19 protein-coding genes and 4 tRNA genes are annotated in these 20,766 nt (G+C 61.8%); 8 read left to right on the top strand and 15 right to left on the bottom strand.

Translation table 11 applies throughout. The features are described from left to right. The first annotated feature begins 14 nt into the window (after positions 1-14). A complete protein-coding gene (gene asd, locus CQ019_RS01130; RefSeq protein ID WP_105553162.1) occupies positions 15-1,133 on the top strand; it encodes an aspartate-semialdehyde dehydrogenase in 1,119 nt (372 codons plus the stop codon). A gap of 54 nt (positions 1,134-1,187) precedes the next feature. On the opposite strand, the gene CQ019_RS01125 is transcribed toward asd, so the two are convergent. From CQ019_RS01125 to CQ019_RS01100, 6 genes are all read right to left on the bottom strand, one after another. Further along, entirely contained in the window at positions 1,188-2,249 is a 1,062-nt protein-coding gene (locus CQ019_RS01125) for a UDP-N-acetylmuramate dehydrogenase (protein WP_105568736.1), read from the bottom strand. Positions 2,250-2,276: 27 nt separating this feature from the next. Beyond that, positions 2,277-3,497, bottom strand: coding sequence for an MFS transporter (locus CQ019_RS01120; RefSeq protein ID WP_258133806.1), 1,221 nt, complete (start codon positions 3,495-3,497; stop codon positions 2,277-2,279). Next, on the bottom strand, positions 3,473-3,913 hold the full coding sequence (locus tag CQ019_RS01115; protein WP_105553164.1) for a MaoC family dehydratase: 441 nt from the start codon (positions 3,911-3,913) through the stop codon (positions 3,473-3,475). The genes CQ019_RS01120 and CQ019_RS01115 overlap by 25 nt, the downstream gene beginning before the upstream one ends. A gap of 3 nt (positions 3,914-3,916) precedes the next feature. Then, on the bottom strand, positions 3,917-4,363 hold the full coding sequence (locus tag CQ019_RS01110) for a MaoC family dehydratase N-terminal domain-containing protein (RefSeq protein ID WP_105553165.1): 447 nt from the start codon (positions 4,361-4,363) through the stop codon (positions 3,917-3,919). 48 nt (positions 4,364-4,411) lie between these two features. Next, on the bottom strand, positions 4,412-4,672 hold the full coding sequence (locus CQ019_RS01105; protein WP_096283766.1) for a hypothetical protein: 261 nt from the start codon (positions 4,670-4,672) through the stop codon (positions 4,412-4,414). 65 nt (positions 4,673-4,737) lie between these two features. Then, on the bottom strand, positions 4,738-5,610 hold the full coding sequence (locus CQ019_RS01100; RefSeq protein ID WP_105568735.1) for a DUF2797 domain-containing protein: 873 nt from the start codon (positions 5,608-5,610) through the stop codon (positions 4,738-4,740). Between the two features lie 341 nt (positions 5,611-5,951). On the opposite strand from CQ019_RS01100, the gene CQ019_RS01095 reads away from it, so the two are divergent. After that, positions 5,952-6,668, top strand: a complete 717-nt coding sequence (locus CQ019_RS01095) for a GTP pyrophosphokinase family protein (protein ID WP_374954780.1) — start codon at positions 5,952-5,954, stop codon at positions 6,666-6,668. 50 nt (positions 6,669-6,718) lie between these two features. Here CQ019_RS01095 and CQ019_RS01090 read toward each other — a convergent pair. Then, a tRNA-Met gene (locus CQ019_RS01090) sits at positions 6,719-6,792 on the bottom strand. A gap of 47 nt (positions 6,793-6,839) precedes the next feature. Further along, positions 6,840-6,911: transfer RNA gene (locus tag CQ019_RS01085), tRNA-Thr, on the bottom strand. 414 nt (positions 6,912-7,325) lie between these two features. On the opposite strand from CQ019_RS01085, the gene CQ019_RS01080 reads away from it, so the two are divergent. Together CQ019_RS01080 and CQ019_RS01075 are read left to right on the top strand one after the other, a co-directional pair. Continuing rightward, a tRNA-Thr gene (locus tag CQ019_RS01080) sits at positions 7,326-7,397 on the top strand. A 286-nt stretch (positions 7,398-7,683) separates the two neighbouring features. After that, positions 7,684-9,114 (top strand): HNH endonuclease signature motif containing protein, encoded by a 1,431-nt coding sequence (locus CQ019_RS01075; RefSeq protein ID WP_105568734.1) that lies wholly within the window; start codon positions 7,684-7,686, stop codon positions 9,112-9,114. 285 nt (positions 9,115-9,399) lie between these two features. On the opposite strand, the gene CQ019_RS01070 is transcribed toward CQ019_RS01075, so the two are convergent. Then, positions 9,400-11,313 (bottom strand): DEAD/DEAH box helicase, encoded by a 1,914-nt coding sequence (locus CQ019_RS01070; RefSeq protein WP_105568733.1) that lies wholly within the window; start codon positions 11,311-11,313, stop codon positions 9,400-9,402. A gap of 334 nt (positions 11,314-11,647) precedes the next feature. Here CQ019_RS01070 and CQ019_RS01065 point away from each other — a divergent pair, with 334 nt between their 5' ends. Then, entirely contained in the window at positions 11,648-12,058 is a 411-nt protein-coding gene (locus CQ019_RS01065; protein ID WP_141393447.1) for a hypothetical protein, read from the top strand. Between the two features lie 70 nt (positions 12,059-12,128). Here CQ019_RS01065 and CQ019_RS01060 read toward each other — a convergent pair whose 3' ends face one another. Next, positions 12,129-13,286: a cystathionine gamma-synthase gene (locus CQ019_RS01060; protein ID WP_105553171.1), complete on the bottom strand. Its 1,158-nt coding sequence runs from the start codon at positions 13,284-13,286 to the stop codon at positions 12,129-12,131. Between the two features lie 28 nt (positions 13,287-13,314). Continuing rightward, the gene (locus tag CQ019_RS01055) at positions 13,315-14,679 is read right to left on the bottom strand and encodes a pyridoxal-phosphate dependent enzyme (RefSeq protein WP_105568732.1); all 1,365 of its coding nucleotides are present in this window, start codon (positions 14,677-14,679) and stop codon (positions 13,315-13,317) included. Between the two features lie 91 nt (positions 14,680-14,770). On the opposite strand from CQ019_RS01055, the gene CQ019_RS01050 reads away from it, so the two are divergent. Further along, the gene (locus CQ019_RS01050; protein WP_105650038.1) at positions 14,771-15,766 is read left to right on the top strand and encodes a DNA-3-methyladenine glycosylase; all 996 of its coding nucleotides are present in this window, start codon (positions 14,771-14,773) and stop codon (positions 15,764-15,766) included. 35 nt (positions 15,767-15,801) lie between these two features. Here the strand turns inward: CQ019_RS01050 and CQ019_RS01045 are convergent, their stop codons facing one another. After that, the gene (locus tag CQ019_RS01045) at positions 15,802-16,173 is read right to left on the bottom strand and encodes a co-chaperone YbbN (protein WP_096283570.1); all 372 of its coding nucleotides are present in this window, start codon (positions 16,171-16,173) and stop codon (positions 15,802-15,804) included. Positions 16,174-16,315: 142 nt separating this feature from the next. Continuing rightward, positions 16,316-16,397: transfer RNA gene (locus CQ019_RS01040), tRNA-Tyr, on the bottom strand. A gap of 165 nt (positions 16,398-16,562) precedes the next feature. Here CQ019_RS01040 and CQ019_RS01035 point away from each other — a divergent pair. After that, on the top strand, positions 16,563-17,051 hold the full coding sequence (locus CQ019_RS01035; protein ID WP_105553174.1) for a YajQ family cyclic di-GMP-binding protein: 489 nt from the start codon (positions 16,563-16,565) through the stop codon (positions 17,049-17,051). Between the two features lie 90 nt (positions 17,052-17,141). Here the strand turns inward: CQ019_RS01035 and htpX are convergent, their stop codons facing one another. Further along, a complete protein-coding gene (htpX, locus tag CQ019_RS01030) occupies positions 17,142-18,005 on the bottom strand; it encodes a zinc metalloprotease HtpX (protein WP_105553175.1) in 864 nt (287 codons plus the stop codon). A gap of 294 nt (positions 18,006-18,299) precedes the next feature. Here htpX and rarD point away from each other — a divergent pair, with 294 nt between their 5' ends. Next, the gene (gene rarD / locus CQ019_RS01025; RefSeq protein ID WP_105553176.1) at positions 18,300-19,238 is read left to right on the top strand and encodes an EamA family transporter RarD; all 939 of its coding nucleotides are present in this window, start codon (positions 18,300-18,302) and stop codon (positions 19,236-19,238) included. A gap of 50 nt (positions 19,239-19,288) precedes the next feature. Here the strand turns inward: rarD and gabT are convergent, their stop codons facing one another. After that, positions 19,289-20,629 carry a 4-aminobutyrate--2-oxoglutarate transaminase gene (gene gabT, locus CQ019_RS01020; protein ID WP_105553177.1) on the bottom strand — a complete coding sequence of 447 codons (1,341 nt, stop codon included), beginning with the start codon at positions 20,627-20,629 and terminating at the stop codon, positions 19,289-19,291. Between the last annotated feature and the right edge of the window lie 137 nt (positions 20,630-20,766).

The following is a 20,766-nucleotide window of genomic DNA, read 5'->3' as shown; positions in this document are numbered from 1 at the left end:
CCTACCATGGAGATATGACTTCATCTGTTGGATTTGTTGGTTACCGCGGCATGGTTGGCTCCGTGCTGATGCAGCGCATGCTCGACGAAGGCGATTTTGCGCACCTCGACCCGGTCTTCTTCTCGACCTCGAACGCCGGCGGCGCCGCCCCGGCATTCGCCGAAGGCTCCGGGGCGCTGCAGGACGCCTACGATCTTGAAACCCTGGCCAAGCTGCCCATTATCGTCACCGCGCAGGGCGGGGACTACACCTCCAAGGTCCACAGCGAATTGCGCAAGTCCGGCTGGGATGGGCTCTGGATCGATGCGGCCTCCACGCTGCGCATGAACGAGGACTCGGTGATCGTGCTCGACCCGGTCAACCGCAGCGTGATCGATCATTCCCTCGTCGCCGGGGTCAAGGACTTCGTCGGCGGCAACTGCACCGTCTCGTGCATGCTCATGGGACTCGGCGGGCTGTTCAAGAACAACCTGGTCGAATGGGGCACCTCGATGACCTACCAGGCCGCTTCCGGCGGCGGCGCCCGGCACATGCGCGAGCTGCTCACCCAGTTCGGCGACATCAACTCCCACGTCGCCTCCGAGCTGGACGACCCGGCCTCCGCGATCCTGGAGATCGACCGCAAGGTGCTGACCGCGCAGCGCGGCGGGCTGGACGCCACCCAGTTCGGCGTGCCGCTGGCCGGCTCGTTGATCCCGTGGATCGACGCGGACCTGGGCAACGGCCAGTCCAAGGAAGAGTGGAAGGCCGGGGTCGAGACCAATAAGATCCTGCAGACCAGCGGAGAGCGGCACGTGGCGGTGGACGGGCTGTGCGTGCGCATCGGCGCGATGCGCTCGCACTCGCAGGCGCTGACCCTGAAGCTGAAGGAAGACCTGGCGGTCTCCGAGATCGAGTCGCTGCTGGACTCCGACAACGAGTGGGCCAAGGTCGTGCCCAACACCAAGGAAGCCACCGTCGACGCGCTGACCCCGGTCGCCGCCTCGGGCACCCTGGACATCCCGGTGGGCCGCATCCGCAAGCTGGAAATGGGCCCGCAGTACATCTCCGCCTTCACCGTGGGCGACCAGCTGCTCTGGGGCGCCGCGGAGCCGCTGCGCCGCATGCTGGCCATCGCCCAGGGCCGCCTCTAGGCACATGGCAAAGCCCCTTCGAGCCATCGGCTCGAAGGGGCTTTTTTGCGCGCTCTAGAGCGCCAGGCCGATCAGCAGCGGCTCGTTGACCAGCATGATGCCAAAACGCTCGTGGACCCCGGCGCGCACCGCCCGGGCGATGGCCAGCAGATCCGCGGCGCTGGCCCCTCCCCGGTTGGTGATCGCCAGGGTGTGCTTGGTGGACAGGGCCGCGCGCCCGCCGGCCAGCTCGTAGCCCGCGGTGCCTTGAAGCCCGAAGCCCTTGGCGAAGCCCGCCCGGTCGATCAGCCAGGCCGCAGACAGCTTCACCATCCCCGCCTCGGGCACCGGGTAGTGCGGTGCGTCCGCCGGTAGCCGCTTCAGCACCTCGGCGGGCAGGATCGGGTTGGTGAAGAAGGAGCCGGTGGAGTGCGAGTCGGGATCGTTCGGCTCGTACACCATGCCCTTGGAGCGCCGCAGCTCCAGCACGCTCTGGCGCACCTTTGCGGCCGGCGCGCTGTCCCCGGCTTCCACGCCGAGCCGCCGGGCCAATTCCGCATAGCGGATCGGCGCGGAGGCCTCCGTGCGGCGCAGTGCGAAGCCTACTTCCAGCACCACGTAGCGCGGCGAACCGTTCTCGCTCGTGCGCTTGATCAGCGAGTCGCGATAGCCGAAGGACAGCTGCTCCTTGTCCATGGTGAGCCGCTCGCCGGTTTCCCGGTCGTAGAGCCGCACCCATTGAAGGGTCTGCGATATGTCGGCACCGTAGGCCCCCACATTTTGCACCGGGGTGGCCCCGGCGCAGCCCGGGATGCCCGAGAGCGCCTCCAGCCCGCTCAGTTCCTGGGCCAGGCTGAATTCAACCACGGCGTCCCAGTTCTCCCCGGCGGCCACGCGCAGCAGCGCGGTGTGCGGGCTCTGCTCTTCCACGCGCACCCCGCGGGTGGCGATCTGGATGGCGGTCCCGGGGAATCCCGCATCGGAAATGACCAGGTTCGAGCCGCCGCCGACGAGCAGCACGCGCTGCCCGGCGGCGTCGGCCGCCGCGATGGCCGCGACCAGCTCGTCCTCGGCGGTGGCCACCAGCAGCGACTGGGCCGGGCCGCCGACCTGCGATGTCGTCAAATTCTTCAGCATGCTCCTACTTTCGGATAATTACGTGTGCTAGTGGTCTTCGGCCGAGCGGTACCCTGCCATATTGGCGGAGAGGCAGAAGGCAAGCACCACCAGAATCGAGATGCTGCCCAGCGCCGGCAGCAGCCCGATCGCCCCGGCCAGCAGCCCCAGCAATGGCGGGCCGCCCAGGAAGGCGCCGTAGCCGATGGTGGAGACCACCGAGACGCGGGTGGCCGCATGCAGCGGATCCGCGGAGGCGGCGCTCATCGCCAGCGGGAAGGTCAGCGCGACGCCCATCCCCCACACGGCCAAGCCGAGGAAGGCCAGCGGCAGGCTGCCGCCGAAGGCGAAGAGCAGCACGCCGGCCAGGGCGGCGATCGCGCTGGCCTGGATCATGCGCACCCGGCCCAGCCGGAGGATCAGATCCCCGGACAGCAACCGGGTCAAGGTCATCGTGCTCACGAACACCCCGTAGCCGATGGCGCCCACCGCCGCGCTGCTCTGGTAGCCGTCGGCCAGGGCGAGGGCCACCCAGTCGCCGGCGGCCCCTTCGGCCAGGGCCATGCCCAGCACCAGCACGCCGAGCAGCACCGTGCGCGGTTCCCGCCAGGCCGCCTTCAGCGAAGGCCCGGAGTGCGTGCGCGGGGTCCTGGCGAAGTCCTCGCCGAAGAACCGTGCGCTGTAGAGCACCGTGCCCACGATGAGCAGGCCCATCGCGCCGTAGTGGTATTGCACCGGCAGCGCCAGCGCGGCCGAGCCGGCACCGATTCCGGCGCCGAGCACGGTGCCGATGGAGAAGAATCCGTGCAGCGCGGGCATGATGCTTTTGCCCAGGGCCCGTTCCATGGCCGCGCCCTGCACATTGGAGGCCACATTCCACGCGGCGGTCCCCAGCCCCTGGGTGAAGAGAAATACTCCGGTCAGCCAGGTGGAGCCCAACGCCCCGGAGCCCAGCCCGACCAGCAGCAGCGAGCTGCCCGCCACGCTCGCCGCGACGCGCATGACGTTGGTGGCACCGGCGCGCAGGACGGCCTGCCCCGAGAGGGCTACCGACAGGAAGGAGCCGGCGCTGAGGCAGAGCAGCAGCAAGCCGACATTCGCGTGATCCAGCGCCAGCGCGTCGCGCACCGCCGGCAGCCGGGAAACCAGAGCGGAGATCAGCAGGCCGCTGGCCAGGTAGGCCGCCATCAGCGAATTGCGCCAGGCGATGACCGCTCCGGGCGCTTCGCCTACCGGGTGCTTGTTCAGAGCTGCACCACGGCCTGGCACTTCATCAGCACCTTGGTTCCGTTGGCCGATACGGTCAAGTCCACGCGCGCGGTGCGGGCTTCGGCATCCAGCGCGCCGATCTTGCCTTCGATGTCGATGGCGGTGCCCGCCGCGTCGCCCGGGTTGCTCCCGGCCGGGTCTTCGACGATGACCGGCTTGGTGAAGCGGGTCTGGTAGTCCAGGATCGCTCCGGGGTTTCCCACCCACGCGCTGACCAGTTCGATGACCGAACCCATGGTGAACATGCCGTGGGCGATCACCGAGTCGAGCCCAACTTCCTTAGCGAAGCGCTCGTTGTAGTGGATCGGGTTGAAGTCCCCCGAGGCGCCGGCATAGCGCACCAGATCGCCCCGGTTCACGCTCACCGTCTTCGAGCCGATGACTTGTCCCTTTTCCAGGGTGGAGAATTCGATCATGGCCTAGTCCTCTGCTCGTACCAGTAGCGATGAAGTGGTGGTGGCGACCTTCTCGCCGGCCACGGTGGTGATCTCGGAGCGGGTGGTGATCATCGCCCCGGCCCCCATTTCGCGCACCTGGTCCACGTAGAGCTCGGCGAGCAGTTCGTCGCCGGCAACGATCGGCCGGTGGTGGGTGAACCGCTGGTCGGCATGCACCACGCGGGAGAAGTCGATTCCCGAGGCCGGATCGGCGATGAGCTGGGCATCGGCACGCTGCGCGATGATGATGGCGAAGGTTGGCGGGGCAACCAGATCCGCGTACCCCAGATCGCGGGCCGCGCTCACCTCGAAATGCGCCGGCGAGCTTGCCTTGGTTGCGGTGGCGAATTCACGAATCTTTTCGCGTCCTACCTGGTAGGACGCACCGGCGGGGTAGATACGCCCCACGAGGTCAGGGTTGATACCCATTAGTTCTCCTGCACGTTGTGAGTTGCTAAGTAGCTTTTGGTGGCTCTGTTACTTCTGCTTCTTGGCGCGCGGGGTCGCCAGTCCATTGGCGATGCGCCAGTTGCGGGTATCCCGGGCGCGGACAGCCAGCGCCACAATATGGCACAGCATGCCAACGACCATAATGCAGATCGCGGTGTAGACCAGCGGCAGCGAAGGAATGTTCGCACCGATGATTGCCAAAATAATCCCAAAGCCCATAACACCCATGGCGGTGAACACAAGCTTCTTGTAACGCGGAGAGGCCGCTTCCCATGGAGTGTTGGTCATGGCATCCAGTTTAGTTGACGGTGCGCGCCACGGTGCCCAGCGCGAAACGAAATTGCGCGTGAAACTCAGAACAATGGAGATTGTTCCTCGAAGAACTCACCGCGTTGCTCTTTCACGCTCACCACGCGAGTCTTCAGTTCCGCGGCATCGAGCAATCTTAGAGTCGTCTCCGCGCCGCTGTCCACGAGAATCGTCTGGCCAAGCACCCCGCGAATGCGCAGATTCAGTTCGCTTCCCGGAACCGCTCCCGCCCATGGGTGGACGGACTTGGCATCCCATGCGCGGATTACCTCACGCGCAAATGCGGGCTGTTCCCAACGCTGATCCATCAATTCCACGCCATAGGCCGATAGGTCCCCTTGCGATTCGAGGAAGGTTTGCGTGCGCCGCGCGGCCGATGCATTGGCAGCGTCCAGACTCGCGGCATCCATGTCCCACGAGGTCAGCCCTTTAACCTTGGATTTTTGTCGAATCTGCTGCTTCAGACCCACATGCTCGGTGACAAGGTCCTCCAACACGCGGATCGCTGCGCCATCTACCGACCGGGCGACGTAGCGTGCGGCTACCGCCCCTTGCTGCGCCAGTCGCGTCCACTTGCTCTGCATCGAGGTGGTTCCGACCTTGGTAGCACCTTGAGCGAAACTTGCGACGTACAGGAAATGCGGTTGCTCCAGGTATTTGCGCAGCCCCTCGGGCGCTTCTCCGGTCTTGTGGAACTGGTGCATGAATTTGCTCTGGTCCAAACGGCGGCAGCCATCGCATTGCGTGCCGGTGTTCAGTCCCTTGAGCTTCGGGCAGGGATGCAGGCTGCGTGAACCATCGGCACGCATGCTCACATATCCCAGACAGAACTTCGTCTCCCCCACGCTCAGCGTGATCGATCGGTTCTCGCGAAGCGGTTCATTGATCCAGTCATCGCCACGGCGCAGGCGCAACATTGGATCTGGCTCATTTTGCGAAAAACTAATTCCATGGCAGAGCTGCCGGTTTTCACGTTCGAGAATCATCCGACCCTTTCAAAAGTCCTGCACACAACGTTAGAGCGTTAAACACCGCGACAATGCACTACCAACATGTATCTCGTTCATGCCTAATTCTTAGTGGACAGCATTAGTGTGGAAGAAGATGACGAAATATTGGTATGCCCTCGGGCCTACTACTTTATGCAGAGGTGGCCGAAATTTCTCCCCATTCAGATGATCACCACGCCGTCCTACCTACTCCGATCAGCAATTCCGCCGGCGGCGACGGGCCGCTTGCCTATGACTTCGCGCTTTCCCTGCGGCAATCGCTTCCAAAGTTCATGATGGAATACCGCTTCGCCGCGGACGAAGTACTGACCAAGGTTTCGATCCTGCGCGAGGAATTCTTGTATTTGCACAAGTACAACCCGATCGAGCATGTCACTTCACGCGTGAAATCACCGGAGAGCATTCTTCGAAAAGTAGTCAAGCGCGGCATCGATCCAGCCCTCTCTTCAATTCGCGCGAACATTACCGATATCGCCGGAATCCGGATTACCTGCAGTTTCATCAAGGACACCTACAAGATCCTTAATACGCTCACTTCACAGAACGATCTCAAGGTGCTTCAGGTCAAGGACTACATCAAGAACCCGAAACCGAACGGCTATAAAAGCTTGCACGTAATCCTGGAGATTCCGGTGTTCCTTTCGGAGGGGCCAGTCCCGGTGATCGTCGAGGTGCAGATTCGTACCATCGCCCAAGATTTCTGGGCTAGTTTAGAACACAAGATTTTCTACAAGTACGAAGGCTCAGTGCCGAGCCATTTGGTCGAGGAACTGACCGAAGCGGCCGGCGCAGCCGAAAAACTTGATTTCCAGATGCAGCGGCTTCACACGGCCGTGCATGGGCACGATGCGAATGCGGGAGACCCGGCTACCGGTGAACCATTCGATGAAGAGCTGCTCGAGCAGGTCCGCACATTGGCGCTGAAAGCATCGAGGAACACGGCCGATAATATCGGCCAGCCTTAGAAAACGAAGAAAGCCTCGAAAACTCAACGAGTTTTCGAGGCTTTTGTCGGTAGCGGCGCCGGGACTCGATCCCGGGACCTCACGATTATGAGTCGTGCGCTCTAACCAGCTGAGCTACGCCGCCACAAGTGGGAAGTCATCCTGTAGAAGCCAAGAAGACTTCCCACTCAGAGCCCCCTGCCGGAATCGATCCGGCGACCTCGTTCTTACCAAGAACGCGCTCTACCACTGAGCTAAGGGGGCAACGAGTAAATACTCTACACGGATTTCTCAGCAAAGAAAAATCGGACCAACCCCGCGTGAACCAAACCCCAATTTCCCATAAAGATCCAAGTGAAAACGGTTATTCACTTTCTCTGTTCGCGGACTTTGAATGGCCCTCACCAAAAACCTTGCCCGTGACGCTACTCACTCAAAGCTAGTCTTCTCTGCTATGCGCCCGCACTCTTCCCCGCAGTGCCAGTTCCGCCCAATTTTGCCCTCGCAACCAAGGCGGCTGGTTGCATTGGCCGACCATCACGCCGCCGCTGCGCAGGCAAGCAACCAGTGTCCATTGAATTCAGAGAACCCCTACTGAGCATGGATTTTGTGAGGTCAAGCACTAAGCGGTGCCTGATTTTGAAAACACATAATTTGTGTGTAAAGTATTTACCTGTTGCCCCCTTAGCTCAGTGGTAGAGCGCGTTCTTGGTAAGAACGAGGTCGCCGGATCGATTCCGGCAGGGGGCTCGGATAAAAGGGAGAAAATCTGTTCGCAGATTTTCTCCCTTTTTGCTTGCCAAAATACTTTCCGAATCAGAGCACGGGCCACGATCCCGCTATAGGCGCAGCCCCCAGGCCAGCAGCTTGCGCATTGCGGGGACAATACCTGTCAACTCATTCAACGCCTCTAGAGCTTCAAGCCACAGCGATTTATTGACGTTTTCCACAGGCGCTCAGCCAGGTAAGTTTCCACTAATCCACAGTTGGTAAACGCCACCCCAAACGCTCCACGCCACCCACGTACAGTGGAAATATGTTCGAAGAACACAACGAAGACAACAAACACTTCGAAACCCAGCCCCCACCCAGGCCACCCACCCCAGGCGTCCTGAACCAACCCATGCCCTTCATCGAGGACCTCAACACCCGCCTAGCCACCATCCTGGAACACGGCAACCAAACCACCCTCACCCAAACCATCGACGACCTCGAACGACTCAAAGCCAGCTGCAGCGCAGCCCAAGCCAAACTCGCCTACCACTACGAAAAAACAGTCGTCCGCGACCACGAAGACCGCGGCATCCACATCGACCACAGCGCACGCGGCGCCGCCGCAACCATCGCCATCAACCGCCGCCAAACCACCCACGGCGCCTGCAACTACCTCACCTCCTGCCGCATCCTCAACGAAGACACCCCACACCTGGCCCACGCCTTCGAACAAGGAGAGCTCACCGAACGCCAAATACTGGCCATCACCGCACCACTGCAAGAAATCGACACCAACCCACGCCGCGAATTCGACGCTCTCTTCGCAACCCACCCCGACATGTTCAACCACCTCGGCCCCAACGCCATCACCGACACCGTCCGCAAATTCACCGAACGCTACCAAAGCAGCGAAAAAGCCATCCAAGCCGAAGACGAAGCCGCCAAACGCTACATCCGCTTCCGCAAAGGCAAAAACTGCGTCATGCTCAGCGCCAAGCTCCCCCTCATCGAAGGCACCGCACTGGCCAAATCCATCACACAACGCGCCAAAGCAATCCACCGCACCGGAAACGACCCCCGCACCAAAAAGCAGCTCCAAGCAGATATGCTCATCTGCAGCCAACTCAACGGCTTCCCACCCAAAATCCCGCTCTTCCTCGACGTCAAGCTCATCATGACCGACAAGGCCCTGTTCCTCGGCGACCGGGAACCGGCGAACCTGCCCGGCTACGGCATGCTCCCGGCCCAATACGCCCGCGAACTAGTCGCCGGAGCCCGGGTAGACCTCGAAGACCCCTTCCACCTCAGCCGCCACGACGACGAACTGAACCGCAGAATCTTCACCTTCCCCGAAATCCAGCGGATCTACACCGCCCCAGGAAATCAAGACCTCATCGCCATGGACTCCAAAGCTCGCGAATTCCCCGAAAGCCTCAAAGAGTTCATCCGCATCCGCGACGCGCACTGCCAAACCCCTTACTGCAACGGAGTCCCGGAAGAAATCGACCACGTGGTCCAGCACCACCTGAACGGGCCGACCACCGTGCACAACTCCTCCTTCCGCTGCTCATTCTGCAACAAGGCGAAGGAACTGCCGGGATGGTATGAAAAAGTCGATCCGTACCTGCCCCACTCCATCGTGATCGACACCGGAGACGGACGGACCTACCGGTCCCTGGCTCCCCCGGCGACCGGAGTAGTCCGGGATACAACACCACCGGTCATCCACCTGCCCAAGCATCAACGAGAGTAAGCAACTTGGCTGAAGTAGTCCTGCCCGAAGCACAGCCACAGGCCTCTAAGTAACGCGCCGCAGGGCAGTTAGCCGTCCTCCTAGGACTCCTAGCTTGCTGCGCCAGCACGCCGAAGCCCGGCCATCGACTACGAAGCCAGGATGACGGGGCAGAGCATCTTTGAAAACGGTAGGCGGCCTTCTGGCGCCTTACCGGAATAATAACCTCAAGAGATATCGGGGTTAAACAAAAGCACCCTCCCGAGCCGTTTTCACGGCTCAGGAGGGTGCTATTGAAATCAGAGCTTAGTAGTCGCGACGTCCGCCGCTACGGCCCGAATCGCCGAAACGGCTCTTGCCGCCACGTCCGCCGCCGCCGAAGCCGCCGCGCTTTTCGCCACCGCGTCCGCCGCCGCCGAAGCCGCCGCGTCCGCCACCGAAGCCACCGGAGCGCTTACGGTCGCCGTAGCCACCGCGATCCGAGTCTTCGGCTGGGCTACGACCGTTGTCGAGCTCCAGGTCGATGGCTTCGCCGCCGATGCGCGTCTTGGACAGTGCACGCCACTGGTCCTTGCTCAGCTCTGCTGGCAATTCGACCAGGGTGTGATCCGAACGGATGTCAATGCCACCGATTTCGGAGGAGTTGAAGCCGCCCTCGTTTGCCAGTGCGCCGACGATCGAGCCTGGCTGAACGCGGTTACGACGGCCAACGGCCAGACGGTACATGGCGTTGCCCTCGGCTGCAGTCTTGCGTGCACCGCGCTCACGTGGTTCGCGACGGGCTCCGTCACGACCGCCCTCACGTCCGCCTTCGCGGTCCATGCGGGCCTTCTTCGATGGTGGGATGACTGGTTCGGTCATCAGCAATGGACGACCGCCCTGAGCCATCAGTGCCAGTGCGGCAGCGATTTCCAGCTGATCCAGGTCTTCGTGCTCGCTGGCGAAACGCTCCACGATTTCACGGAAGGTAGTCAGATCCTGGCCACTGATGGTCTGGTCGATACGGTCAATGAAACGCTGGATGCGACGGTCGTTGACCGAGTCCAGGGAAGGGAGCTGCATCTGTGTCACCGGCTGGCGGGTAGCCTTCTCGATGGCACGCAGCAGGTACTTCTCGCGTGGGGTCATGAAGAGGATCGCGTCGCCCTTGCGGCCTGCACGGCCGGTACGGCCAATGCGGTGCACGTAGGACTCGGTGTCGTGTGGGATGTCGTAGTTGATGACGTGGGAGATGCGTTCCACGTCAAGGCCACGAGCGGCCACGTCGGTTGCGACCAAGATATCGATCTTGCCCGAACGCAGGTTCTCGACGGTGCGCTCACGCTGCTGCTGCGGGATATCACCGTTGATAGCTGCGGCGGTGAAGCCACGTGCCTTCAGCTTGTCGGCAAGATCTTCGGTAGCCATCTTGGTGCGCACGAAGGCGATAACGCCTTCGAATTCCTCGGATTCGAGGATACGGGTCATGGCGTCCAGCTTGTGGGCACCCATAACCTGCAGGTAACGCTGGGTGATGTTGGTGCCGGTCGAGGTGGTCGACTTGACGGAAACTTCCTGTGGGTTGCGCAGGTATTCCGCAGCGATACGACGAATGGTGCGTGGCATGGTTGCGGAGAACAGTGCAACCTGCTTGTCGGCCGGGGTCGACTCCAAGATCTTGTCAACCTCTTCGGCGAAGCCCATGCGAAGCATTTCGTCGGCCTCGTCCAAGACAACGTACTGGAGGTTGGACAGGTCCAGGGAACCCTTGTTGATGTGGTCGATGACTCGACCTGGGGTACCAACAACAACCTGTGCACCGCGGCGCAGGCCGTTGAGCTGTGGGCCGTATGGGGAGCCACCGTATACCGGCAGGACGGTGAAGTCGCTGAGGTACTTGGCGTAGGAAGTGAAAGCTTCAGCAACCTGAAGGGCTAGCTCGCGGGTTGGAGCCAGAACCAGGATCTGCGGGGTGCGAGCTGGACCGTTGAGGTCAGCAAGCTCGGCCATGCGGGACAGTGCCGGCAGCGCGAACGCAGCGGTCTTACCGGTACCGGTCTGAGCCAAACCAACAACGTCACGGCCTTCAAGAAGCAGTGGGATGGTGGCGGCCTGGATTGGCGATGGCTTCTCGTAGCCGAGGTCGGCCAGTGCTGCAAGCACTCGGGCGTCAAGACCAAGTTCGCTGAAGAGCACGGTCGGCTCTTCGGTGGTCTTTTCGTCATTGGTGTTTACGGGCATGTCAGATGACACGAAGAATTACCTCATTCGTTTGGGGGAAGGCCTACCCGTCCCCAAAAGAAAGAACGACGCATAGGCTACACAGTAAAAAAACTACTCACGCTCATCAAGCGCTCCCCTATGACATAAAAACCGCGCTCACACTTGGCGGAAGAAATACAACACGAGAAGGCTCTAGCCTCAAAAATTGGGCGAGATGCAAGGAAACCCTGATGTTCGCGAACACCTAATACTATCGACATCAGGGGCCATTTGTCAGGGTGAGAGCCGTGTGAGTTCGGGCACCGCGACGCAGAGGACCCAAAACCGTTGCCGGAACGCTAGGCTGGAAGACGTGAAAAAGCCCGCGAATCCCTCACTTACGGACGTGTCAACCCCCGGTGCACTGCGTATCTCCCGGTTTGTTTGGATATTGGCCGGAGTGCTCTTCTTGGGCTTCGCAGCCAATCTGTTCTTCGATACCTGGACTGGCCGGTCCCTGGACCTAGGGCCGCTGGCACTCGTAGCCCTGCTGGCGGTGGCCGGCATTGCGTTCTGCCTCTTGGCCATCCGCCTGTGGAAGGGCGAACGGTCGGCACGTGCCCAGTTGACCTGGATCGGACTGATCGCGGCGCTGCCTACCCTGCTGCGCATGGGACGCTATGCGATTCTTGCGGCCGTGGTGCTCGTCGCGGTGCTGCTGATGTGGACACCTGCAAGCATCAAGTATTTTAAGCTCGTCTCGCCAAAGCCCAAACAGAAATAGTCGGCGGCCCGGTTAAACACCGCGGGACTCGTAACCCAAATGGTTGCGAGTCCCGCGGTGTTTTTTCTGCTTAGAGCGCCGTGAAGGCGCGCTCCAGATCATCGATCAAGTCGGCGGTGTCTTCGATACCCACCGAGAGGCGAAGCAAATTCACCGGGACGGCCAGTTCGGTGCCCTTGACCGAAGCGTGAGTCATCTCCGATGGGTAGTTCATCAGCGATTCGATGCCACCGAGCGACTCGGCCAAGGTGAAGAGCTTCGTGCTTTCGGCAATCTTCCGCGCGGCGGCCTCGCCACCGGCGAACTGCACCGACACCATGCCGCCAAAACCGCTCATCTGCTTCTTGGCGATCTCATGTCCGGCGTGATCCGCGAAGCCCGGGTAGAGCACGCGCTCCACTTCCTTGCGTTCGCGCAGCCAGGCAGCGACCTGGGCCGCATTCTCGCTATGCGTGCGCATGCGCACGCCCAGGGTCTTCAACCCACGGGTGGTCAGAAAGGCGTCCATCGGGCCGGAGACGGCACCGACCGCGAACTGGATGAAACCGATCTTCTCGGCCAGCTCGTCGTCGTTCACGATGATCGCACCACCGACAACATCGGAGTGCCCACCGATGTACTTGGTGGTGGAATGGACGACGATATCCGCGCCGTGGGTCAGCGGCTGCTGCAGGAAGGGACTGGCGAAGGTGTTGTCGACAACCAGCAGCGCTCCGGCCGCGTGGGCGATCTGGGCGACCCGGGAGATATCGGTGATCTTCATCATCGGGTTCGACGGGGTCTCAACCCAGACCAGCTTCGCCTTGTTCTTTTCGATCGCGGCGGTCAAAGCCTGTTCGTCGGACATGTCCACCGGGGTGTTGCCGATGCCCCAGGCGCCAAGCACTCGGTCGATCAGGCGGAAGGTTCCACCATAGGCGTCGTTGCCCAGCACGATGTGGTCCCCCGGGCGCAGGATCGCCCGGATCAAGGAGTCCTCGGCCGCCAGGCCCGAGCTGAAGGAAAACGCATGTTTGCCGAATTCGGCTCCGGCCAGCTGCGCCTGGAGCGAATCACGGGTTGGGTTGGTGCCTCGGCCATATTCATAGCCGTTGCGCAATTTGCCGATCGCCTCCTGCGCATAGGTCGAGGAGAAGTGCAGCGGCGGAACTACCGCGCCGGTCACCGGTTCAAATTCCTGGCCGGCGTGTACGAAACGAGTATTTGATCCCTGAGTATTTTCGGTCATGACGTTCCTGTCCTTGTGATGGAATTCGTTAGCGGGTGACGTAGGCCAGCAGGTCCGAGGCGGACAGCGCGGCGACGACGTCTCCGCCGTGCGTCAGCAGCACCGCCGGGTGCACGGCCAGCAGTTCTTGGGCACGGGCGAGATCTTCCCCCACGCCGAGCAGCGGGATGGCCAGCTGCTCGAGCTCTGCCAGCTCGCTGGTGGCCGCGGCACCGGCCAGGAGCGCGTCGGCGATGGTCGCCGCGCCGATGACCCCGCGGATTTCGCCGATCCGGGCGGGTAGCTGGCTGGTGGCCACGACCAGCGCTTCGGCACCGGACTCGCGTAGCGCCGTGGCGGCCTGGGCCAGGGTGGTCTCGGGTGCTAAGGCCGGCTGCGGCTGGGTAGCCAGCGCGCGGGCTATGCCCACCAGCTCGGAGTCCGCCTCGCAGGTGAAGCCCTGGGTGAGCATCCAGGAGTCGTTGAAGATCTTCGCCAGGTAGCCTCGGCCGCCGTCGGGTGCGATGACCACTACGACGTCGTCCTCGCTCAGGTCCTTGGCCACGCGCAGCGCCGCCACGATGGCCATCCCGGATGAACCGCCCAGCAGCAGTCCCTCCTCGCGAGCCAGCCGGCGAGTCATCTCGAAGGAGTCGGCATCCTTGACCGCCTCGACCGCATCGGGCACCGCAGGATCGTAGTTGCCCGGCCACATGTCCTCGCCGACGCCTTCGACCAGGAACGGGCGGCCGGTGCCGCCGGAGTAGACCGAACCGTCCGGGTCCGCGGCGATGACCTTGACCGGACCCGTGGCACGATCGGCGGAAATCTCCTTGAGGTATCGTCCGGTACCGGTGATGGTGCCGCCGGTGCCCGCGCCGATCACCACATGGGTGAGCTTGCCGTCGGTATCGTTCCAGATTTCCGGGCCGGTCGACTCGAAGTGGCTTTCCGGGGCTCCGGGATTGGAGAACTGGTCTGGCTTGTATGCGCCCTCGATCTCGCGGACCAGACGGTCCGAGACACCGTAGTAGGACTCAGGGGATTCCGGGGCTACCGCCGTGGGCGTCACCACGACTTCGGCTCCGTATGCGCGCAGCACGTCGCGCTTTTCCTCGCCGACCTTGTCCGGGGTGACGAAGATGGTGTTGTAGCCCTTCAGCTGTCCGACCATCGCCAGCCCGACACCGGTGTTGCCGCTGGTAGGTTCGACAATAGTTCCGCCGGCCTTCAGCTCGCCGCTCTGCTCCGCACGCTCAACCATTTTCAGGGAGATGCGATCCTTGATGGATCCGCCCGGATTCAGGTATTCGAGCTTGACCAGCACGGTGGCTTTGATACCGTCGGTCACGCGATTGAGTTTGACGAGTGGCGTGTTGCCAATCAGATCTAGAACTGTAGACGCATACTTCATGTCAAGAACTTTACCGGCGGATGTCACACATGTCGTGGCCGCTCGTAGCTTAGCGTCATCCAGTAGCCATCACCGGCCCGAAATGTTAGCGATGGGCCCGAACAGGGAAGAGGTACCGAGCGTGCACACCGCGGCGATCAGCAGCACCTATGACCCGCGGCGTCCGGTCAATTTGCTGAAGTCCTTGGGGATTTTGCGTCGCGGCCTCGGCGACCCGACCATCCGCCTGTCGGCCACGGACGCCTGGTTGGCCTTTGCGACGCCGCAGGGAGATGCGACGCTGCACATCTCGAAATTGTCACCCGCTGGCGTCGCTCGATTCGGCGCGTGGGGGCCGGGTGCGCGCTGGGCCATCGATTTCGCGCCGGAGCTCTTGGGCAGCCAGGACGATTGGGCGCGCTTCGATGAGCCGGACTTCTTCGCCGCCCTGCCCGAAATAGTGCAGCGCCAGCGCAGGGAACATCGGGATATGGTGCTGCCGCGGACCCACCGGATCTTCGAGCATGCCGCCGGTGCGGTGCTGGAACAACGCGTCACCGGTATCGAAGCTAATCATGCGTGGCGCTGGCTGATCCGGCACCATGGAAGACCTGCACCGGGCCCGGCGCCCGACGGGCTGCGGCTTTTTCCGCGCCCGGAACAAATCGCGGCGCTCAAACGCTGGGATTGGCAAGGCGCCCGGGTTGAGAATCAGCGGGCGCAGACCTTGGGCAGGCTAGCGTTCGCCGCGAGCCGTTTGGAATGGTGGGCCGCCCCGGAACTGGGTGAGATCAAGCCGCAGGCTAGTGGCGCGGGCACCCTGGAAGCTGCGTTGCTGGCCATACCCGGGATCGGGCCTTGGACGGTTGCCGAAACCTTGCAGCGTTCCCACGGCTCCCCCGACCACATTTCGGTCGGCGACTTTCATCTGGCAGGGTTCGTTGGCCAGATGCTGACCGGCCGTCGCGTCAAGGATTCGACAATGCTTGAGCTGCTGTCGCCTTTTGCCGGACAGCGCCAGCGCCTGATTCGGCTGCTTCTGCTTTCCGGCCAGAAAAAGCAAAGCTTCGGGCCACGCTATGCCCCGTTGGATCATCGAGGTCGTTAGTAGCCCGAAGCTTTAGTTGCTAGATAGCTTTTGTACTATTCCGCCTGCGCGCCTTCCTCGGCGATCTGCGCGTGCACCTCGGACATGTCGATGCCCTTCACTGCGGTGACTAGATCTTCGAGCTGGGCCGCATTCAGTACACCAGGCTGGGAGAAAACCAGGACCTTTTCGCGGAATGCCATCACGGTCGGAATCGACGTGACATTGGCAGCGCGGGCCAAACCCTGTTCGGCTTCGGTGTCCACCTTCGAGAACACAACGTCAGGGAACTTTTCCGAAGTTTGCTCATAAACCGGCGCGAACTGACGGCAAGGACCGCACCACGCTGCCCAAAAATCAACGAGCACAATGTCATTGTCTTCAATCAGCTGGGCGAATTCTGCTTCGCTCACATTTTTAGTTGCCATGCTTACACGGTAGCCGAATTCGGCCACAAGTACGTAGCTGAGAGACATGGAGCGCAGTTCGAAAACCCGAAATATCGGGATTTTTGCGTACTTTTCCGGAGATGCAAAAAACTCCCAGATCCTAAGATCTGGGAGTCATTTGTGGCAGATACTGGATTCGAACCAGTGAAGGCGTTGCCAGCTGATTTACAGTCAGCCCCCTTTGGCCACTCGGGTAATCTGCCCCGTTTGTTCACGTCGGAACGAGAAATAACTCTACAGGAGTTTCGGGGACTTGTGAAATCGAGAGGCGCATTTTTGATGTAAGCCTGATCACAGCCCAAATTCGCGCTGCTAAACCGGTAGGCTATGAAGCGAATTGGACCCGTAGAACACCAAGGAGAAATCACATGGCTAGCGATTCCACTTTTGATGTCGTCAGCAAGGTAGACAGCCAAGAAGTCGCCAACGCACTACACCAGGCCCAGAAGGAAATCGTGCAGCGATACGACTTCAAGGGCGTCGGCGCCGAGATCGATTACAGCGGCGAGAAGATCCTGATGAAGGCCAACGCCGAGGAGCGCGTCAAGGCTGTGCTGGACATCTTCCAGTCCAAACTGGTCAAGCGCAACATCTCGCTGAAGTCCTTGGACGCTGGCGAACCTTATGCTTCGGGCAAGGAGTACCGCATCGAGGCGTCCATCGTCGAGGGCATCGCCCAAGACGTTGCCAAGAAGATCAATAAGCTCATTCGCGACGAAGCGCCGAAGGGCGTCAAGTCCACCATCCAGGGCGACGAGCTGCGTGTTTCGTCCAAGTCCCGCGACGACCTGCAGGAGACCATGACGCTGCTGCGCGGCTTCGACGAAGCTGACCTCCAGTTCGTGAACTTCCGCTAGGAACCCGCCGGAGCGCCAATGACAAAGCCGTTGCCAACGAACAGTTGGCAGCGGCTTTGTCATTGCATGGTGAATTTTCAACCGAAGTATTTAGCGGCCTCGGGCCATCGCTTCCAAACGGGCTACTCGGTCGTCCATGGATGGGTGGGTCGAGAACATCTGCTTCAGGCGCGAGCCGAAGGGGTTCGCGATCATCAGGTGCGAGCTGTTCACCAGCTTCTGGTCTTGCGCGGCAAGCGGGGCGGCGCTGATCCCGGATTCAAGCCGGCGTAAGGCGCTGGCCAGCGCCAGCGGATCTCCGGTGAGTTTGGCGCCATCTTCATCCGCATCGAATTCACGGGTTCGGCTCACGGCCATCTGGATGAGCGACGCGGCAAGCGGTGCCAGCAAGGACATGGCAATCAACGCGATCGGGTTGACGTTGCGGTTGTCCCGTCCGCCGAAGAACAGCATGAATTGGGCGACGGAGGTAATCACGCCGGCCACGGCCGCCGCCACCGAAGAGGTGAGGATGTCCCGGTTGTACACGTGCATCAGTTCGTGGCCCAGCACGCCGCGCAGCTCGCGCTCGTCGAGCAGCTGCAAGATTCCCTCGGTGCAGCATACCGCGGCGTTCTGCGGGTTGCGGCCGGTCGCGAAGGCGTTGGGCGAGGTCGTTGGGGATACATAGAGCCGCGGCATCGGCTGCTGGGCGTTAATCGACAGCTCGCGAACGATGCGGTACATGGCCGGCTGATCCGCTTCGGTGATGGGGTAGGCGTGCATCGAGCGCAGGGCGATCTTGTCGCTGTTCCAGTAGCCATAGGCGGTGGTGCCCACGCCGATCAGGGCAAAGATCCAGATGAATGAGCCGTTTCCGCTGCCGAAGGAAATCAGCGAGCCGAGCGCCAGCAGGAGGGCAAACATGCCACCGAGCAAAAGCGCGGTTTTGAAGCCATTGTTGTGTTGATGCACCTTAGGTCCACTCCCATATACGAAATCCCATTGCGGTTCCCTTTAGTGTATTTGAACGAGCCAGTCGATGTTTTTGTTCCCAGCCGGAGGCCCGCGCACCGGGTGCGAGATGGATCACGGCGCCCCTCGCGGATGTGCTTTAGTTCCCGGCTCTTTCCAGATTGAGCCGCGGGGTGACTACCATCACCTTGTACGGCCGCGCCCGGCCGTTGGGCATACGATCGACTCATAATGCTCGATCCATGGCGCCCTTGCGGCCCGTGGCGGCTCGGTGGAAGTAGAAACGATTAACTAATGAGTTCCGGCAGCAATAAACCCGTTCGCTCCGAACATTCCCTTGGCCTGATCCAAGGCACGACCGCATATTTGGTCTGGGGCCTGCTCCCCCTGTACTTCCTGTTGCTGCCGGAAATCTCCGCCTTCGAATTCGTCGCCGTGCGCATCGTCTTCTCGCTGGTTTTCTGCGCCCTGCTGCTGTTCGCGACCAAGCAGATTCGCTTGTTCCTCAGCATGTTCAGGGATCGCCAGGCGGTGGGCCGGCTGGCGCTGGCCAGCGTGCTGATCGCGGTGAACTGGACGCTCTATGCCGTGGCGGTGCTCACCGGCCATGTCCTTGAAGCCTCGCTGGGCTACTTCATCAATCCCATCGTCGCCATCGTGCTCGGCGTGATTGTCCTGAAGGAAAGGCTGAGCCGGTTGCAGTGGTCCGCCTTGGCCGTTGCCACGATCGCGGTGCTGGTTCTGACTTTCGGCCTCGGCCGGGTCCCGTGGATCTCGCTGGGCTTGGCGTTTTCCTTCGGCTTCTACGGACTGGTCAAGAGCCAGGTGGGGAAAAGCGGTACGGCCCTTGGCGCGCTGACCATGGAAACGCTCATCTTGGCGCCGCTCGCTGGCGGCTTCCTGATCTGGACGTCGAGCCAGGGCGCCTCGGCGCTAGCCGGCGTTGAGTTACCGATGCTGGCCCTGTTGGCTGCCAGCGGCATTATCACCGCCGTGCCATTGCTGCTTTTCGGCGGTGCCGCACGCCGCCTGCCGCTGAGCACCCTGGGCTCCTTGCAGTTCTTGGCACCGATCATGCAGTTCATCCTCGGCCTGCTGGTTTTCGGCGAGTCGATGCCGGTGGAGCGTTGGATCGGCTTCGGGTTGGTCTGGGCGGCGGTTGTGCTGATCATTCTCGACATGGTTCGCACGCCGCGGGCAGGGCGCGGCCCGGAACCTAAACAGGTTAGTTGACGCACGAGAGGCCTGGTTCAACAGAACCAGGCCTCTCGTGTTTGAGCGAGTTACGCGTGCTTGCGAATCGCTGCCTCGAGGACATCGAAGGCTTCGCTCAGCAGAGCGTCCCCGATGACCAACGGAGGCAGCAGGCGCGCCACGTTGCCGTAGGTACCGCAGGTGAGGATCAGCACCCCCTGGGCCAGGCACTCGGCGGCGACCTTCTTGGTCAGCTCCGCGTCTGGTTCCTTGCCACCGGCCTTGACCAGTTCGAGGGCAACCATCGCGCCGCGGCCGCGAACGTCACCCAGCGCCGAAACATCCTTTTGCAGGGCTTCGAAGCGGGCGAAGAACTGCTTTTCGATCTCGCGGGCGCGCCCGGCCAGATCCTGCTCTTCCATGAACTTGATGCTCTCCAGCGCCGCGGCCACCGCGACCGGGTTGCCGCCATAGGTTCCGCCGAGTCCGCCGCCGTGCACCGAATCGAGCAATTCTGCGCGCCCGATGAGTCCCGACAATGGCATGCCGCCGGCGATGCCCTTGGCCACGGTCACCAGATCGGGTTCGATCCCTTCGATTTCCGAAGCGAACCACGCACCGGCGCGGGCAAATCCGGCCTGGACTTCATCGGCGATGAAGACGATGCCGTTTTCCTTGGCCCATTCGACCACGCGCGGCAGGAAGCCGGTGGCCGGGACGATGAAGCCGCCCTCGCCCTGGATTGGCTCGATGATGATCGCGGCAATCTGGTCGCCGCCAATCTGCTTCTCCATGGCCAGGATCGCGCGCTCGGCGGCTTCCTTGCCGGAGATGTTCGGGTTTTCCTCGCGGTATGGGTAGCTCATTGGCATCCGGTAGATCTCCGGTGCCAGCGGACCGAAGCCGCGCTTGTAGGGAGCTGCCTTGGCGGTCAGGCCCATGGTGAGGTTGGTGCGGCCGTGGTAGGCGTGGTCGAAGGCGACAACCGCCTGGCGGCCGGTAGCCACACGAGCAACCTTGATCGCGTTTTCTACCGCCTCGGCCCCGGAGTTGAAGAACACTGCGCGCTTCTCGAAGTTGCCCGGAGTGATCGCTGCGAGCTTCTCGGCCAGCTCGATGTAGTTCTCATAAGGGGCCACCATGAAGCAGGTGTGGGTGAAACGAGCCGCCTGCTCGGCAACGGCCTTGGCCACCGCAGGGTTGGAAGCGCCTACGGAGGTCACGGCAATGCCGGAGCCCAGGTCGATCAGCTGGTTGCCGTCAACGTCGACGATGATGCCGCCATCGACATCGGCTGCGTAGACCGGCAGGCTCGATGCCACGCCGGCGGCGACCGCCTTGGCACGGCGGGCGCTCAATGCTTGGGACTTCGGTCCTGGGAAGGCACCATTAATCTGGCGTTTCTGCTCAATGCGGTAAGTAACGTCCACCGTGTTTCCTTTCGAAAAATATTGCCGGTCCTTGTTGCCGGAATGACTCTATCTAGAAGAATATGGCCGTGCGGCGTATTGCTCTACCCATACCAGCACAATAATGAACCACATTCACAGTGCACTTGCACAGAGAA

This window comes from Arthrobacter sp. MYb229, assembly GCF_002975405.1.
Lineage (GTDB): Bacteria > Actinomycetota > Actinomycetes > Actinomycetales > Micrococcaceae > Glutamicibacter.
This window is presented reverse-complemented; position numbering and strand designations above follow the sequence as displayed.

Bases quoted from the DNA above. Each gene is read 5' to 3' on its own strand.
- asd (WP_105553162.1), top strand. From the start codon at position 15: ATGACTTCATCTGTTGGATTTGTTGGTTACCGCGGCATGGTTGGCTCC.
- CQ019_RS01125 (WP_105568736.1), bottom strand. From the start codon at position 2,249: ATGCTGAAGAATTTGACGACATCGCAGGTCGGCGGCCCGGCCCAGTCG.
- CQ019_RS01115 (WP_105553164.1), bottom strand. From the start codon at position 3,913: ATGATCGAATTCTCCACCCTGGAAAAGGGACAAGTCATCGGCTCGAAG.
- CQ019_RS01110 (WP_105553165.1), bottom strand. From the start codon at position 4,363: ATGGGTATCAACCCTGACCTCGTGGGGCGTATCTACCCCGCCGGTGCG.
- CQ019_RS01105 (WP_096283766.1), bottom strand. From the start codon at position 4,672: ATGACCAACACTCCATGGGAAGCGGCCTCTCCGCGTTACAAGAAGCTT.
- CQ019_RS01100 (WP_105568735.1), bottom strand. From the start codon at position 5,610: ATGTTGCGCCTGCGCCGTGGCGATGACTGGATCAATGAACCGCTTCGC.
- CQ019_RS01075 (WP_105568734.1), top strand. From the start codon at position 7,684: ATGTTCGAAGAACACAACGAAGACAACAAACACTTCGAAACCCAGCCC.
- CQ019_RS01070 (WP_105568733.1), bottom strand. From the start codon at position 11,313: ATGCCCGTAAACACCAATGACGAAAAGACCACCGAAGAGCCGACCGTG.
- CQ019_RS01060 (WP_105553171.1), bottom strand. From the start codon at position 13,286: ATGACCGAAAATACTCAGGGATCAAATACTCGTTTCGTACACGCCGGC.
- CQ019_RS01055 (WP_105568732.1), bottom strand. From the start codon at position 14,679: ATGAAGTATGCGTCTACAGTTCTAGATCTGATTGGCAACACGCCACTC.
- CQ019_RS01050 (WP_105650038.1), top strand. From the start codon at position 14,771: ATGGGCCCGAACAGGGAAGAGGTACCGAGCGTGCACACCGCGGCGATC.
- CQ019_RS01045 (WP_096283570.1), bottom strand. From the start codon at position 16,173: ATGGCAACTAAAAATGTGAGCGAAGCAGAATTCGCCCAGCTGATTGAA.
- CQ019_RS01035 (WP_105553174.1), top strand. From the start codon at position 16,563: ATGGCTAGCGATTCCACTTTTGATGTCGTCAGCAAGGTAGACAGCCAA.
- rarD (WP_105553176.1), top strand. From the start codon at position 18,300: ATGAGTTCCGGCAGCAATAAACCCGTTCGCTCCGAACATTCCCTTGGC.